The sequence below is a fragment of the Carboxylicivirga longa genome (assembly GCF_050589825.1).
GTDB classification, from domain to species: Bacteria; Bacteroidota; Bacteroidia; order Bacteroidales; family Marinilabiliaceae; genus Carboxylicivirga; species Carboxylicivirga longa.
Genome location: NZ_JBNGOZ010000007.1, coordinates 165,195 through 182,926 on the forward strand (window position 1 = coordinate 165,195; position 17,732 = coordinate 182,926).

Here is a 17,732-nt window from a genome sequence, read left to right on the forward strand (position 1 = left end):
ACAGGTGTTTGGGTTTAGGTCTTAGAACTTACGTATTAGCTTACAAAGCATTGCAGGAGCTGAATTTTAGAAATTCGATACCTGAAGCAGTAAAGGCATAAGCCAATTCTAATCATTAAGCTCCGCGCACGAAAATAACTTATTTTACAAGTATTCACTACCCCAGGGGCTGATGATGACAATTTTTAACATCCCCCGACGATTATTGTGCCTTTATTCGATTATTTTTATATTGAAAAAGCGGGGGTTTTTGAATAAAAAAAGAGGTGCCTGTCAAGACACCTCTTCCTTCTTTTAATCATTAACGTGTATTTAGTAACCCGGATTATTAGGCTTCAAATTCGGGTTTTTATCAATAGCATACTGCGGAATGGGCAGTAAATTATTTTTAGGCGCTTCAAACGTTCTTGACTCAACCACAATCGGTGACTGATCCATAAGTACATTATAATCACCATTCTCCATTTGAGTATCAAGCACCACTCCTTCGCGTACTCCTGTCATGTTAATATTCATTACATCGGAAGCAATGCCCCAACGAATCATATCATCGCGACGCAGCCCTTCCATGGCAAACTCCACTCGACGTTCGTTGCGCAACAGCTGTCTGAGTTTATCAACCGTATTATACTTATCACGATCTACAGCAGGCATACCGGCACGCTGACGCACATCATCAAGCGCTGAATACACCTCATCATTAACATTACCCAACTCTATATTTGCCTCGGCAATGGTTAACAATACCTCAGCATAACGGAAGATGTAAATATCGGCACCGGAATTCCAATAAGGGGCATCGGGTGAAGCATCCAGGTAATTCACATATTTACGGAAATTATAACCCGTTTTTGAAGCGTTGTTCGCAGTTTGATAGTGGTTGGCATCTCCTTTTTCGATGGAACGGTAAGGACTGCCCTGCCACACCTGGCCAGGATAAATAATACTGGCTCTTAAGCGTGGATCACGATCTTTATATGGATTCTGCGCGTCGTACTCACCGGCCGCTGCAGCCTCTTCAATCGTAAGGCCATTGGCCATTTCGTAACAATCAACCAATTGCTGGGTTGGCACTACGGACGACCAACCACCACTACCGTTGGGCAAAAAGGGTGTGTAATTTAAGCTGTACAAGTCAGCTGTGTGCTGCACTGACATAATAACTTCACTATTCTGCTCGTTTTCAGGATTAAACAAACCTGCAAAATCAGGGTGAAGCGAGTAGCCTTTTATACTTTTTGCTGTTTCCAGCGCATCAGAATATTCACCATAATACAATTGCATGCGCATGAGGAGCGCCTGTGCTGCCCCCTTGGTAGCCTTACCATAATCGGCCGCATCATATTCAGCAGGTAAAATATTAATAATGGCATTCAACTCATCCTTAATAAATTTGATCACATCCTCCTTAGGGTTGCGGGGCACCTTGGCATCATCGGGATGTTCGTAGTTAACAGTAATTAGAGGCACATCACCATAGTTCACTACTAACTGATAGTATTTATAGGCCCTTACAAAACGCACCTGTGCTTCATATATCTCCAGGTCAGCCCCGGGGATATCTGCCTTGGCGGCATTATCCAAAAACTCATTACAGCGATAGATAGTGGAGTAACCAAAATAGCTGCTTCCAGGGTTGGCAGCCGTTAAGCTACCGTTACCAATATTAGTCCAGCCTTCCCAGGGGAAGTTATTATAGCCATTATCCGAACCACATTCGCGATACATCAAACCGGCACCTCCCTCAAAATCATTATAACAACCTGTCAGTGCAAGCTGAACATCATTTTCGGTCTTCCAAAAGGTAGAAGGGGAAAGCGAATCGTTTGGTGCCACATTCAAAAATGACTCGCTACATGACATGACCAATAGGGCCAATGCAAAAGGAATTATATATTTTTTCATTGTCTGTTTCGTTTAAAATGTAACATTTACACCAAAAGAATTAACCATCACCACAGGGTAGCCACTTCCGCGTCCGGAAGGTGCTTCAGGATCGAAGCCCTTAATAAAATCGGTGATTGTAAACAGGTTGTCGCCACTGTAATAAATTCGTGCTCTGGATATACCCACTTTCTCAAGGATATGCTCCGGCACGTTGTAACCTACTTGCAGATTCTTCAAACGAAGGAAGTTCGTACTTCTCAACCAATATTCAGTGGTTTGACTTTGTGGCATACTAACCCCATATTCTGAATCGGTAACGCGTGGTACCGAAGTATTTGTGTTAGTAGGTGTCCAACGATCTTTCCACATCGCTGAAGGCTTGTTAGAATCACCACTAACACCGCCAATGGCACTAAAATCCATGTATCCATATCCACCGGCTGTTCCCTGGAAAAGCGCCATTATATCAAAGTTCTTATAATCAGCTCCCAGGTTGAATCCATAGATGAAATCAGGAGTTGACTTACCCAATATGGTACGATCATCGCCATCCACCTTATTATCACCGGTTACATCCACATAACGCAGGTCACCGGGCTGTATCTTAGAGGGAGCATACAGGGTGTTTTGAGCCCAGTCGGTTATGCCTTGCTCTGACTGATACAAGCCATCAGTTTTGTAGCCATAGAACACATCTACCGCCTCTCCTACACGACGTAAGTAACGACCATCGATCAACTGATTTTGACCAGCCAATGCTAATAGTTCGTTGGCATTATAGGCCAGGTTACCGCCAAAGTTAAAGCCCACCTGACCGAACTTATCATTGTACTGGAAAGTAGCTTCAATACCTTTATTTGACATTTCACCCACGTTATCGTAGAAATCTGATAAAGCAAAGGTTTCAGGCGATGGCACCTTCATGATAATATCGGTTGTATGACGATCGTAATAGTCGAGTGACACATTTACTTTGGATAGTAAAGTCAAATCCACTCCGATACCCCACGAGGTAGTTTTCTCCCACACTAAATTCTTATTCTTGGCCTGTACAATAGCTGCACCCGAATTAATTTCACTGTTAAAAGGATAATCCTTTCCTAACGACAGTGTTGGTACAGTTGGATAGTACTCATTCAAAGCATCCTGATTACCCAATACACCCCATGAAACGCGCAGCTTCAGGTTATTAACGGTCTCTTTCAAATCAGCCATAAATCCTTCTTCTGACAAACGCCATCCGGCTGAGAAAGATGGGAATGCACCCCAACGGTTATCTTCATGGAAACGCGATGAGGCATCGTAACGCAAGTTTGCCTCTAACAGATACTTACTATTCAAATCGTAGTTAACACGACCAAAGTAGGATAACATATTCAGCTCACGCGTATAACCTTCACTCACCATTCCTTTGGTAGCACCACCATTAATATCGCCCAAAGAGGTACTTGGGAAATTCTCGCGATAAGCTCTTGTCCGCTTATAATCGTAGCTTTCGGCATGATAACCGGCCATCAGTGCCAGGTTATGATCGCCAAAAGATTTCACGTAATTAGCCACAATATCACCGGTGATGCGCTCTGAACCCGTGTGATACTGATTCATTTTTGTAGGACCATGATACTTAGAAGGATTGTACTGAATCTCTATATTCTTTTCGTTATTATCCTCATTATAAGTACGAATAGAAGCTGTACCCTTTACTGTAAGCCCTTCGGTTAAGGTAAAAGTTAAGGAACCTACACCCAGGAAGAAGTTCTGCTTTTTATTGATTTGCTCACCTTGGTCGAGCCATGCAATGGGGTTACCATCCGAAATTGTACCATAGGTACCATCTTCATTCTTATAAGGTATCCAGGGCGAAATACGATAGGCCTGACGTATAATCTGATCGATACCACCTCCTACATAAGCATTATTAGGCTCTGTTAGTGTTTGACGAGTGTATGATAAATTTACATTACTCGTTAACCACTTATAAGGATTACTGGTAATATTGGTACGCACATTATAACGATCTTTTCCGGTATGCTCAATAATACCTTCTTGCTTCTGGTAGTTAACAGAAGTGCGGTAAGTGGTATATTGAGTACCACCCGATAAAGAAATGTTATGGGAGGTTTGAAAACCTGATCCGGCATACAACATATCCAGCCAATCGGTGTCGGGGTGTCCGAAAGGATCAGTCCCATTTCTAAAAAGCGCTATGTCTTCATCGCTAAAACGCTTTGACTTACCTTCATTCTCCAGCGCCTCGTTATAAAGCTCAGCATAATCGGCTGATCCTAAAAAATCGGGCAGAGCAGTAGGTGCCTGCCAACCAAAGTCACCTGAATACTTAACTACTGGTGCACCTTCTTTACCCTTCTTTGTAGTAATCAGAATAACACCGTTAGCGGCCTTTGATCCATAAATAGCAGCCGAGGCAGCATCTTTCAACACTGAAATAGAACCAATATCTTCGGGCGATAACTCGCTCATACTTGACTCAACACCATCGACAATTACCATTGGTGATGAATTGTTTAGCGTACCCGTACCCCGTATACGGATGGTTCCTCCATCGTTACCCGGCATACCACTACTTTGCTTTACATAAACACCTGGTAGCAATCCGGACAAACCGGCCGACACATTGCTCATTGGACGGTTATCCAGCATTTTACTATCTACAGTCGCAACCGACCCTGTTAGGTTCACCTTCTTCTGCACACCATAACCTACTACCACCACTTCATCCAGGCCGGTTGTTTCTTCCAGTAGCGTGATGTTAATATTGTTACGACCAGCTACTTCAACGGACTGACTCTCAAATCCGATGTACGAAAAAGTAACCACGGCCTCGGGCGAACTTACTTCAATGCGATAGTTACCGTCAATACCCGTAATTACCCCGTTGGTAGGATTGGATTTTTCAAACACGTTAACGCCGGGCAGCGGCTCGCCATGCTTATCCCTTACCGAACCATTCACTGTCAGCGTCTGCTTTTGGTTACCAAGCTGTTGAACTTGCTTGGTTAGGATCACGCGGTTATCGATAATACGATAGTTTACATCACTATTACCAAACAGGGCATCCAACACTTCTGACATGTTCTGCTGCTTCACATCCACGCTAATGGTTTGTTCCACATCGATACTTTGGGGACTAAAAAAGAAGGTGTAGCCCGATTGCTTCTCCAGCTCGGAGATTACATCCAGCATCTTGGCTTCTTTTAGTTTCAGGCTCACATTCTTATCCTGCGACATACCTGTTACCGCGTAGGCTTGCATGATACCTACTAACATTAAAACACTTAAGACCTTCATAATGCGTAATTGTCTGCTCAGGGAATGCTTACACCATTCCCATGGTTTCTGCTTTTTTTTCATAAATTTGTAATGTTTGTGGAGTAAAAATTTAACTGATTCTACACTCTGCATTTATCAACAGGATCGTGTGCCAGCACTTTCCTGTTTTTATTTTTAATGATTTATTTTTCTTATATACACTTTTGTCTTTGTAAATGAGCCATCTTTTTGTGGCATTGCCTTTTCGATACGATAGTCAATGGGTAAGATCAACTCAGTAAGGTTCAACACCTCCTCCAATGTTTCATCATGTATTTTTGCATAAACGGGCATTGTCTCCAACTCCTTATCGAGTATGATAATGTCAACACCATAGAATTTCTCAAGCGCCCTCGCAGCCTCTTTGAGCGGCTTGTTCTTCAGCAATAGTTTTCCTTGCGTCCATGCCAGGTGCTCTTCTTCAAGGCCTTTACTTACCGAATAAGCACCATGTGCCTTATCAAACAGGTACTCATCACCGGGTTGTAATATCACTTGCGGGTAATTATTGGCATCCAGCATCTCCACACGTCCTTCTTCGAGGTACACTTTGGAGAAGGAAGCATCGGGCTGGGATACCACGTTAAAGCGCGTACCCAGGACGCGTACTTTAAAATTGTCAGTCTGCACCACAAAAGGCTGCTCGGCATTTTTTGCCACATCGAAATAGGCCTCTCCCTGAAGACTCACCAGGCGCTGTTGCTCCTCGTCCAGCTGATACTGAAGGGTAGAATTAGCCTGCAACCATCCAACAGATCCGTCCGGCAGAAAAAAACGTGTTTTAGCATCGCCGGGTGACTCAATATTTAAAACCAGTGAGGGCTGCTCAGTAGCCGATTGCTGAGCCGTAAAATACCAAAGTGACAGGAATAAAACGGGCAATAGTAAAATCGCGGCAACGCGTTGTACCCACAGGAAGGTCTTTCTGTATCGACGGATTTTAGGCCTATCGGAACGCATGGCCTCGTAATGAATCTTATAAAACAGTTCATCGGGCTGCTGCATGGTTAAAGAAGCATCATTGCACAACTGTGCCCAATGCTGCTGCAATAAATCCCTAACAGCCATCTCGCTATTGGCATTATCCAGCAAGGCGCTCAGAAGCGAATAGTCTTCATCAGTTAAGGACTGTTTGCGCTTTAACTTATCTTGTATATTCTTTAGTTCTTTCATTAATCAGAGCTGCTTACACCTATACAATCCCTGACAAAACCAAAGGTCCTATTCGATTTTAATATTTTTTGTGATTTATTTTAAAAAGAGTGTTAATCAGTGTAAAAACTGAAAGAGAAGTACCAGTGCCAACACATCCTTTAGTTCCTGACGTAGAAAGCGATAAGCCTCAGTAAGCTGATTCTTAACGGTTTTTTCAGAAACCTGCAAGTAAGCGGCTGCCTCCTGAACACTTAAGCCCTCCTTTTTGCACAGTCTGAATATCTCCCTGCGCTTCTCGGGCATGGCTTCCACCAAACGATTAACTTGCTGCATTAGCGTCTCGTAGTCCGGCTGTATGGCTCCATCAGTTTCATCATAGAACAAACCGGCATATTCTTTTTGCAGGCCAGCTTCACGCTGCTGCTTTACAAAGCGTTTTTTAATGGCATTATAAGCAATGGTAAACAGATAGCTTTTGAGTGACTCGTTGGCCTTAAGGTCGTGTCGCTTTTGCCATACTTTCACAAATACCTCCTGTACAATCTCCTCAGAATCGTCCTTACAGTTCAGGTAAGTTCCCACAAATAGCAATAAACGCCGGGCATATTGCAAATATAACTGCTCCAATGCGCCGTGATCATCACCCCTCAACCCCTTAATAATCAATTCATCTGCCTGTTTGCTTTGCACAACACCCTATTTTTTGATGTAGCTAAAATTAATGAATTTATGCTGAATAGTTAAATCCCAAGATCTCCATCTATTATTAGTAAGCTAATTTTATGTACAGTAAAAAATCTTACTCAGCAGTTTAACATGACCAACAACACGACATGAAGCAAAAAAAATCGGGTCAACACCCTGCTAAGCAGTGGTTGACCCGATGCATTTATGAAAAAAAAACAATTTCCTGTTTATCGCTGCCCACACACAAGCGTGCGTGTTCCGTCAAATGCCACGGCTTCTATGCGTGTTGAGCTTTCCGGATAGGGCACCTTGGTGCTTGTATTATCGGCACTACCCGTACCCACCATGGTGATGTGGGTCAAAACATCATTCGCATAGGTTTCGAACACAGTTACGTTTTGCCATACGGAATGATTGATTTGCTTTACTATTCCCCCAACAAGTCCGGCATTGTATTGCCCTACAACAGCCATTTTGTGTTTATAAGCCTTATAGCTATTGCCACTAATGTAATGGATATAGTCATAATCCAATTTTGGATACTGAGCAGCATAACTAACCACTTCATCAACCATGCTTTGTGTGATGGTTTTTTGCGCGTTCGAATAATCCCCAAAGAATTTATCTACCGGCTGTAGCATACCTATACGCTTAAAAAAATCAGTGAGGTCGTACTGCACTGCATCACACATATTCTTAATAAAATTAACCTGCATTTCACCATGTGTGAACCCTTGCTCATCGGTATTACGTACTGCCTCAAACACATCACCATAAAAATACGGACGATACCATTCATTACCCTCGCCGGCTACGTGAAAGTATAATTGCAATTGCCACAGCGGACATAGCTTAACAAAGTGGTCGCCGCCCCATGTACCATCATTTCCGGGGCCATAGCCACTATCTGGGCCTCCTTGTAATCCCCATTCCTGATTATTAACAAAAGCATTATTCAGATAGGCATTGAATCTGCCCCCAATGCTTCCTCCTACATTTTCATGTTCCAGGCGTAAATTATTCGGCGTGTAGCAAAATTGTATCCAGGCCGAATAAATATTGTTTGTACACTCTGTAGTACCCACCCATTTCATACCGGGTCGTACCTGATTAACATGACCAAACTCGTGAGCAGGACCCCATATCGTATTCTTTAAGCGCTCATAATTTGCAATTGATTTCAGGGTATTTATATTAAAAGCAGCACCAATACCATCGGCATGCATGAAGCCATTCCAAATAACACGACCAAACATTCGGTTTTTAGGTGTACGCTTATACTTTTCCAGCCCCATTATTGTGTGTTGCGATGACACAATGCTATCGTAAACAAGGGTAAGATCATACAGGTTTTCATAGCAATTGGTGCGCAAAGCATCCACACTATAGGCCAATTGTACTTTTTTACCTCTGATATCCATTATTTCACTAACTGCATTCTCCAATAGACTTGTGCCATCTTCATTGCTATGCTTAGTGACATCAAAGTAACCATTTACCTGACCTGATGCGATATGGATTTTTACATCCTGTGCTGTTTTATAATCAGGCGTATAATAGCTGACATAACCATTCCCCTGCCCCTTCATCGTAATAACATTCAGCCCCTTAGATAGACGATAGCTATGATCATCACCAGACGGCCCCCAATCTCTAACGCGAAGGTTAAGATCCTGACCATTGGGATCAGCCATAAAAATAATCACTTCGTCACCGGTTTTAAAATACATGCCGGTAGGATTCTCAAACTGGCTATAACTACTGGTTTTAAGCTCCCTGGCCAAATCAGCCACAGGACGATAAGCCTCGTAGTTTTGCACCCGGTAGGTGGCATCGTAACATCCTGCCAATAGATAGGCAGCTATATTCTGCAAAAAAGGATTTTGAATGCGTGATAAATCCTGCACCGTAAACCCGGGATGTAGCACTGAGAAAGTTTCATCGGTAAAAAACTGCTGGTCTTCGGCTAACGCGTTGAGCGATTTGCTTTCGTAGCATTCCAGCTCGGCCAGGGACACATAATATTTTCCAACATCGTGGGCATAAGCATCCGTTACAATAATTTTGAGCGAGCGCGGCGCAACAACGGGTGCATCAAAACGAACAACAAAAGGATTATTACTATCAGGCGCATCAATGGTGGCCACCTGCTGATAAGCGGAATTTGCCTCGGTAGTAACCCATACGCTAGCGGTTTTAATAATGCCATTAGATCCACTTTTGCGGGGTTGGAGCACCAAATAATTTAAGATTTCGGCATTGGCATCAAAGGTATATTCAAGTGTAATATCCGTATCAGCCGGCATACCCGACCAGGGGGAATGATACAAGGTGTTGTGATCGCCATCAATGGATAATTCAATTCCCTGTCCACTCTGAAATTTATCGGCTGGAGAAAGTGATGCAGAGGCAATCGTTAATTTCTTATCTTTTTCAAAAGAGTCGGTTGATTCGGGTTGATAATCTTCTGAAGCCACAAGCGCCTGCTTAATCTGCATACTATCTTTATAGGTGCCCTCGGTATGGTGAAAGTAGATCCATCCTGAGCGGCCGGCTTCGGAATCCACTGCCGCTACCTGCAAACGGAAGGAGTAGCTGACCGGATCAATGCTTACCGATTTCAAATCCGCGGCATTCTGTACCCAAGGCACCGCATCGCATACTGCCACAACCTCAACATTGGACATAACATCCAACTCCAGTACCTGCTCTTTAAAATCAATTTCCACAAGGCGTGAAGGCAAAAATATCTGTGGTTTTACACCAAACTGCATTACAGTAATAGTAGCTTCACTACTTCCGGCACTTAGCTTGATGGTACATTCGCGACTCTCTAAACTGGGATTCTCTTCAACATTAATCGTAAGCACACCACGGTCGGCATTAAAGATAGCCTGGCACCATTCATACTGACTAGTAATGTTTATAGCCTCGGCATTGGTTTTTACACTCACATCTTTAGTCGAAGCGTGCACCTGAAAGCCCAATTGTGTATTGCCTTCAGCAATTTCCAGGGTGGTAACTCCAGGGCTTTCACCATCATCGCTACAGGCCGGCAGGGCGCAGGTTAAAAGCACGCTTAGCAAAATAAGGATTATTGATTTCATATTCATTGTATATTTTTCAAAGGCCAATCACATGACTGTTGTAAATAAATTGGTTCAAAATATTCATCACACGACATGAACGTGCTTTCAGCTTGAAATATCAGAATGTAAGAAACCTTTGAACAGCTCATCAGATGAGCCGGTTAGCAAATAAGGATTAATTGACAACGCTGAAATTGAATTAATAGGGTCGTCGGAAAGAAGGCTTGAAATTTGGCAGGCAGGAAGGTCCTGCCTGCCAAATAACTAAATTTTATTGAATTAAGATTTAATAATTCTCCTCAGCTACTTCCTCCAGGTCGGTAAGCTCCTCACCCAGAGACAAAACCTCAATACCACTCAAATAAGTCCATTGGCCATTGGCGGCTGTTTCGATAATTCGAATACGGAAATACTTAGATTCGAAATTTTTGTTCATATTCAGTGTAAACTCATCCGTCTCCGGAGCAATGGGCAAGTTAGGTGCTGATACCCAAACTGTCTCCCAGGTAGCGCCATCCTCACTCACTTGCAAATCAAAACGCTTAGGATCATGTTGATCGTTTCCTCCCTGACGAAGCGTATAGTTAAAAGCACCCAGCTTGGTTGGCTCCTCAAAATTAATTTGAATATGGTGGGGTAAAGGAGCCTTACCCGATGACCATGCCGAGTGCCAGTAGGTATTAATGTTATCATCTAACAAGTTCTCTTTTGGCCCTTCGCTTTGCTCCTGGGTATAAGTATCAATCATATCAGCAGTCAAAGGAACTTCCACTGCATCATCAAGGCTATAAGTAACTTCAATGGGACGTCTGATAGGACGTACTTTTTCAGTATGCAGTATTTCGCCTCCTACTTCATCGGCATTATATGTCTGCAAGGAAAAATCGTACTCAAACTTATTTAACAGTCCTTCCACCAAAATACTATCGCTATAAACGCTAGCGAGCTGCTTTACCATTGATTCCTTTTTCTCAAAACGAGCTGCCACATACAGGTAATTAGAGTCGGCTGGCACATTCCAAAAGATAGCCGCACCTCCCACGCGGGGTTCCACACGCACTTCACTAATAGCCGATGGCGGCGGTGCCACGGTCTCATCATCATCGGAACAGCTGACGGTCATTATTGCCAGCAAAACGGATAAAAAGCTAAAATATAATAGTTTCATTCTACAATCTTTTTTGTCAATTAATAACCGGGGTTTTGAACTAGGTGCTCGTTTTTATTAATCTCACCTTGAGGAATAGGCATCAGGTAGAAGGCAGGCGAACGGAAACGACGCTCAAACACAACCTCCTTAAGCTTAAAGAAATCAGCATCGGTAGCGCCCTGAATATTTAGGCCGATTGCCTTTGTATTCAGGTAAGGCTCAGCAATCATCCAGCGACGCAAATCCCAGAAACGCTTATTCTCCAGATAAAACTCAATGGTACGCTCATCTCTGACGATACGACGCATCACTTCGCGCGTGCTCGCTCCGCCAACCGCTGCCCAAGCCTCATCAACAGTAGGTACGCCTACACGAGTGCGAACTTTGTCGAGATACTCCTTGGCGATGGCAAACTCAGCGGCACCTCCATACTCCACCAATGCTTCGGCATAGGTCAGATATAACTCGGCCAGTCGAATAACAGGCCAGGGGTACTGCTGACTAGGCGCCTGCAAGCTAGGCTGCTCCAATTTGGGGTGTACCGCTTTTTTATTCAAATATCCGGTGGGCGAATAGTTTCCTGAGCGCGATTGAATGCCGCAGTTATCATTCTTACGAAACTTGGCCACTATGCGCTGCTCTTCATCACGAATCACCTCATAATAACTGTTGTGATAGGCTATCCAGGCATTGAAACGTGGCTCACGATTCAGGTGCAGCTTCATGGTCGTACCTAAAGGACCAGTGGCAATTTCGTAACGATTCTCGTAGTCAAAATCGGGATCCACATCAATGGGCAAGCCATTCTCAGTATAAAATGCCTCCACCATCGTTAGCGTGGGAGCAATACCGTTCCATGCCCGGCCTTCAATAAATGGAGTTGATTTATTTTGAATTCCATACATTCCTTCCTTACGCGTATCTCCCCAAATAACTTCTTTGCTGTAGCGATCAATAAAGGTATAACGAGCATTTCGCTCATACTCATCTTCAGGAAAAGTTTCCCCTTTCGACTCATCATATACATACAACTCATGACCGGCCTGTTCAGCTGCATCAATGGCTTCCTTGGCAGCCGCGACAGCACGCTGCCACTTTTCAGGATCGTAAGATGTGCTGATCAACAGGTTTCCTTCTTTATCGGTAAACGAAGTGTAGAAACTTGTTTGATCTTCGCCACCACCATTAAACAGCGGCGAGGCAGCCAACAATAAAGCCTTTGCCTTCACGGCTTTGGCGATTACACTGGTGGCACGTCCATAAGCCGATGGGGAAGCATGCTCAGCAGGCAACTGAGGAGCACATTCATCAAGGTTTGCAACGATGAAATCAATTACCTCATCAAAAGGCGCACGACTCGGGAAATCATCAAAAGACATACCGATATCAGGCACTGATTCCACGATAATAGTAGGCCCGTAGTTCTGCGCCAGCAGATAATGATAATAAGCAATTAAAAAGCGAGCTTCTGCCTTGTAAAGTTTCTTGTTGGCATCGGACAAATCGGGCGTCTGATCCACGCCCTCTATTAGCAAATAACACTGACGAATACCTTTAAACAGGCTATTCCAGTAGGATATAACCGGGTTGGAGGCCGTAAAGTTACCCTTAGGGAACTGAGCAAAAGTTTCATGCTCAAAAGCCGTCACCACCTCGTCTGAGGTCATCAAATCAAGAGACTCATCCCCCTTACGTGGCTTAGGCAAATAACTGTAGCAAGAGTAAAGATAATTCTCTGCCGCATACTTATTTTTAAAAGCATCTTCTTCTGTTGGCCGCTCATCGGGCACCACATCCAAGTAATCGGAGCAGCCCACGAACATAACGGCTAATATTAAAAACGATAATATTTTAAATTTCATCTCTACAATAATTTTTACAATGACAATTGAACACCGATATTAAATACGCGCTGGGTTGGGTATTTCAGCCCGTTTCCACCTCCCATTTCAGGATCCCATAAATCAAACTCTGAAAATGTTAAGAGATTCAATCCACTCATATAAACACGCAGGAACTTATGCGTATAACCAATCTCCGCATTTTTCAGTTTTAAGAAGGCACCATTGCGCAACCAAAAGCTTGAATTTTGGGTATTGTTAGGATGATCCATTTTGCTTAACCGTGGGTAGGCTGCATAAATATTTTGGTTATCCTCTGTCCAGTAGTCCTCTTCAATAAAGCTTAACACATTACGAATTTGACTGGTACCAAAAGGATGAAAACCGTTAATAAAGAAAGAAGTATTGGCTACACCCTGAAAGAAAAGTGAGAAATCCAGCTTCTTATATTTGAAAGAAGGACCAAAACCATACACTATTTCAGGCACTGTAGGATGGCCCATAGCCATACGGTCGTCACTGTTAATCAAATTTAACTCGTCGATAGCAGCCGTAATGTCAGTGTATTTAATATCACCGGGCAACACCGTACCGCCAATCTGTTGCAAGGCACTGTTATCAATCTCAGCCTCATCAATAAACAAACGCTCGGCCACATAACCCCATAACGTATGAACAGGATGCCCAACAGCCGATAAGTTCGGATACTTTGAGAAAGCCGGTTCGTCTTTAGCCAGCACTTCGTTGCGGGCAAAGGTAAAGGTACCCTTCAGCTGCATGCTGAAATCCGGGCTAAACTCATGGTTATAGTCCAGGGCCAAATCAACCCCCTGGTTTTTCACCTTACCCAGGTTGCCAAAGATATTTGTACCATCAGTACCAAAAGAAGTGGGTATTACGGCACGTTTCAAAAAGATGCCATCGCGCACCTCACGATAAAAATCGGCTACCAAATTTAACTTACCATTAAAAAAGCCAATGTCGGCACCCACGTTAATCTTCTCTCCAATCTCCCAGGTAATATCGTTATTGGCATAGCGATTGTAAACAGGACCTTCGCGATAATAGTTCATATCGCGACCGGTAGTATAACCGGCGCCGGTCAAATCGATGTCCGACATATACACAAAACGCTTAACCTCATTATCAGCAATAATCTTGTCATTACCGACCTTACCCCACGATCCACGTATCTTCAGGAAGGATACAATGTGGCTCAGATTTGTCCAATAGTCTTCGTTACTCATTACATAGCCCAAAGAAACAGACGGGAAGAAACCGAAACGATGACCCTTGGCAAAGTTTTCGCTACCATTGTAACCAAAGTTCACTTCGGTTAGGTAAATATCGTTGTAGCTATAGGTTAAACGACCGGCCAGTCCTTGACGGCGTTTGGGTAAAGACGGAATCAAGCCATCGGGATTATTAACCAGGTACTCATCTTGCGAATACAGTAACATACCCGAGGTGCGGTGCAAACCGAAGCTACGATTGTACTCCAACTGTGTTTGGAAATACAATGAACGATCACCTTTAGACTCTGTTTCTGTACCCAAAGTTGGATTTTGCACCGTACCCACCATGTTAAAGTCATAATCATAACCTCCCTGATCATTGGGCACAATGTTACTAGCCTCATACTGGTTGATACCACCCACACGCTTAACGGTTGTATTGCTCCAGTTCTTAAACGATGCCATGGCTTTAAATTTAAGACCTTCGGTTACAAAATCTAGCTTTTGCTCACCATCCAGGGTAGTAATTAATGTACTCTGGAAGCCTTCACTGTATCCTTTTACCATTTCGGCAAAGGGGTTTACGTAGCCATTATTAATAAGCCCTCCAGACTTACCACCAAATGGAATATGGTCTAGTTCAGGCTGATTTTCTTCACGAGGGATGTATTCATCAGGCCATAGCATAGGAAAATCCACTGGGTTGGCCTGCATTACATTCCCAAATACGTTTTTAGCACCAATGGCCGGACCATTATACTGACGCAAACGGGCATTCATTCTTAATGAAACACGCGTAGAAGGTGTAAGCTGTGCATTAATATTGTTCTGAAAAGCATAACGACGTACCTTAACGTTACTATCATATGACATCAGATCAAAATCTTTAAGAATACCATTGTCCAGGTTAGCAGATACGTTCATGAAGTAATCCATCCTTTTTCCACCGCCCAATACGCTCACATTGGCGGTTTGATTCATGGCCATATTCTTGAACAACTCATTGTGCCAATCTACATTAGGGTATAAATAAGGATCTAAACCAGCTCGTGTTCCTGCTATTTTATCGCGCGAATAAGGAATATCACCAGTGTTTCGCCCTGCAATAGCCTCATTGTACATCTCCATAAAACGCGGACCATCCACAAAATCAGGTATCGATGTAGGCATAGACACCGAGTTCTCGATACGCACATTTACTTTGGCACGCTCCATATCTTTACCGCTTTTGGTGTTCACGATCATCACACCGTTGGCACCACGTGTACCATACAAGGCAGTAGCCGTTGCATCTTTCAATATCGAAAAGTTTTCGATTACTTCAGGTGGCAAAGCATTTAAGTCAGCCTGCGACACTTCCACACCATCTACGATAATCAGCGGATTAGTGGCTCCACTAAAAGTTGAAATACCACGAATATAGAAGTTAGCACCATCGGCACCAGGCTCTCCGGAACGCTGAAAAGCAATTACACCAGCCAGTTTACCGGCGAACGAAGTAGATATATTACTGGAAGGTACACGCAGGGTAGCCGGCTCAATGGTTTCGATTGATCCGGTAACACTTACCTTACGCTGCGAACCATAGCCTACCACTGTTACTTCCTCCAAACCTTGAGTATCCTCGCTCATCACCATATTAATGGTTGTCTGATTTTTGTAGTCTACCTCCTGTGGTTTCATACCAATAAAGGTGAAAACAATCACTTCAGCATTGGCCGGTACTTCAAGGGTATAGCGGCCATCAATGTCGGTTATGGTACCAATTACAGTGCCTTTAACACTAATATTTACACCGGGAATAGGCTGACCAGAAGTATCAGTAACCTGACCGCTAATCTCTTGCTTATCCTGCTGTACCAAACGACTCTCCTCATAGCGTCGCTTCGAGATAATGACTTTATCTTCCACAATAGCGTATCCTACAAGTTGATCTTTAAGAATGCAGTTAAGTACCTCTTCCACACTAACGTCTTCAAAAAGACCATTTACCAGTGCCTCTTCGTTCAGTTCGTCGGTGCTATACATAATAGTCAGCTCCGAAGCCTTACTCAACTGATCGAGCACCTCTGTAATACTGTTATTTTTTGCCTGTATGGTAACCTTGGCCTTCTGCGAGTACGAATCGGCAGCACTCACCATGAAGATGTTCACCAGGAGCAAAAAGCTCGTAATCTTCATAACTTTAAACAGTTTTCCCCTACACCGCATTTGTCCCCAAACGCGGTCGAAATGAATTTTTTTCATAACTTTGAAACTAGTTTTACACTTGATTTAATTTTCCTTCACTGCAATGAAGGATTGAATGAATGATTTGGAGGATCCTGCAAGATCCTCCATTTTTCTAATAATTATTTTTCTGTTATAAGTATATTATCATTGTTGATGTTATAGTTAAAGGGCAGCCACTCCTGTAAGTTGGCCAACACAGTTTCCAACTTTTCACCTTCAAATTCCCCCGTGAGTCGACGCTGGGAAAGCTCTTGCCCTTTCAGCAAAATATCCACGTCGTAATAACGTTCCAGCTCTTGGGCAATATCGCTAAAACAGTCATTTTTAAATGAGAGCCGTTTTTCGCGCCAGGCCAATTCATGATCCAACGCTACCGTCTTCACCTTATACTGTTTATTGTGTATATCGAACAGGCACTTCTGCTTGGGTTTCAGCACACAGCTAGCTGCTACATCATCAGCTTCGTTTTTCATCAACACCTCCACGCTACCGCTTACCAACACCGCTGAAAAGTTAGGATCGGACGGATAGGCTTTTATGTTGAAAGATGTACCTAATACCCTAACATCGGAATGTATGGTTACTACTTTAAAAGGCTGATCAGGTTTATGAACAACATCAAAAAAGGCTTCTCCACTTAACTTAACCAAACGCTGGTCCTGAGCAAAATCACAAGGGTAGGAAAGCTTGCTGTCAGCCGCCAGTAAAACACATGATCCATCGGGCAGCACCAAATCCTTTTGTTGCCCGCGGGCTACAGCCACAGTAACCCACTCTTTCGCTTCACCCCCATTGGGTTGCAACCAAAATAAGGTAAGCGATGATGCCAGCATAAGTGCTAAAACAGCGGCAGCTGCTGTCCATATGATTTTTCGGGAACGGCGGAAACGAATGCGCTGCTGGATAGCCTTTAAATCTTCCTTCATCCAAGAAGATTCTTCCTCGGCCTGCATCAGACTCTTGGCTTTAAGAAGTTTGTCAAGATAACGGTAACGTGCCGATGCTCTTGAGAGCCATTCGCCAACCTCCGCCTCCTCTGCAGCTCCAGTCTGCCGGAAAAGATACTTGACAAGTAAACCGTGGTTAAAATTCTTTTTCTTCATGCTTGCTTATTCTACTCCTATAA

The 17,732-nt window shown here is 43.5% G+C and carries 9 protein-coding genes; all 9 read right to left on the reverse strand.

The window, feature by feature from the left end; translation table 11 throughout:
- Positions 1 to 312: 312 nt before the first annotated feature.
- The 9 genes from ACRD7A_RS08235 to ACRD7A_RS08275 all read right to left on the reverse strand — a co-directional run bounded on the left by ACRD7A_RS08235 (position 313) and on the right by ACRD7A_RS08275 (position 17,709).
- Positions 313 to 1,905 carry a RagB/SusD family nutrient uptake outer membrane protein gene (locus ACRD7A_RS08235; RefSeq protein WP_430810732.1) on the reverse strand — a complete coding sequence of 531 codons (1,593 nt, stop codon included), beginning with the start codon at positions 1,903 to 1,905 and terminating at the stop codon, positions 313 to 315.
- Between the two features lie 12 nt (positions 1,906 to 1,917).
- Positions 1,918 to 5,259 carry a TonB-dependent receptor gene (locus ACRD7A_RS08240; RefSeq protein ID WP_430810731.1) on the reverse strand — a complete coding sequence of 1,114 codons (3,342 nt, stop codon included), beginning with the start codon at positions 5,257 to 5,259 and terminating at the stop codon, positions 1,918 to 1,920.
- 93 nt (positions 5,260 to 5,352) lie between these two features.
- On the reverse strand, positions 5,353 to 6,390 hold the full coding sequence (locus tag ACRD7A_RS08245) for a FecR family protein (RefSeq protein ID WP_430810730.1): 1,038 nt from the start codon (positions 6,388 to 6,390) through the stop codon (positions 5,353 to 5,355).
- A gap of 96 nt (positions 6,391 to 6,486) precedes the next feature.
- On the reverse strand, positions 6,487 to 7,062 hold the full coding sequence (locus ACRD7A_RS08250; protein ID WP_430810729.1) for an RNA polymerase sigma factor: 576 nt from the start codon (positions 7,060 to 7,062) through the stop codon (positions 6,487 to 6,489).
- Between the two features lie 224 nt (positions 7,063 to 7,286).
- Entirely contained in the window at positions 7,287 to 10,166 is a 2,880-nt protein-coding gene (locus ACRD7A_RS08255) for a M60 family metallopeptidase (protein WP_430810728.1), read from the reverse strand.
- A gap of 268 nt (positions 10,167 to 10,434) precedes the next feature.
- Complete coding sequence (locus ACRD7A_RS08260; protein WP_430810727.1) at positions 10,435 to 11,316, reverse strand: discoidin domain-containing protein; 882 nt, start codon at positions 11,314 to 11,316, stop codon at positions 10,435 to 10,437.
- Between the two features lie 20 nt (positions 11,317 to 11,336).
- Positions 11,337 to 13,160: a RagB/SusD family nutrient uptake outer membrane protein gene (locus ACRD7A_RS08265; protein WP_430810726.1), complete on the reverse strand. Its 1,824-nt coding sequence runs from the start codon at positions 13,158 to 13,160 to the stop codon at positions 11,337 to 11,339.
- 14 nt (positions 13,161 to 13,174) lie between these two features.
- Positions 13,175 to 16,555 carry a SusC/RagA family TonB-linked outer membrane protein gene (locus tag ACRD7A_RS08270; protein WP_430810725.1) on the reverse strand — a complete coding sequence of 1,127 codons (3,381 nt, stop codon included), beginning with the start codon at positions 16,553 to 16,555 and terminating at the stop codon, positions 13,175 to 13,177.
- Between the two features lie 170 nt (positions 16,556 to 16,725).
- Positions 16,726 to 17,709 carry a FecR family protein gene (locus ACRD7A_RS08275; RefSeq protein ID WP_430810724.1) on the reverse strand — a complete coding sequence of 328 codons (984 nt, stop codon included), beginning with the start codon at positions 17,707 to 17,709 and terminating at the stop codon, positions 16,726 to 16,728.
- Between the last annotated feature and the right edge of the window lie 23 nt (positions 17,710 to 17,732).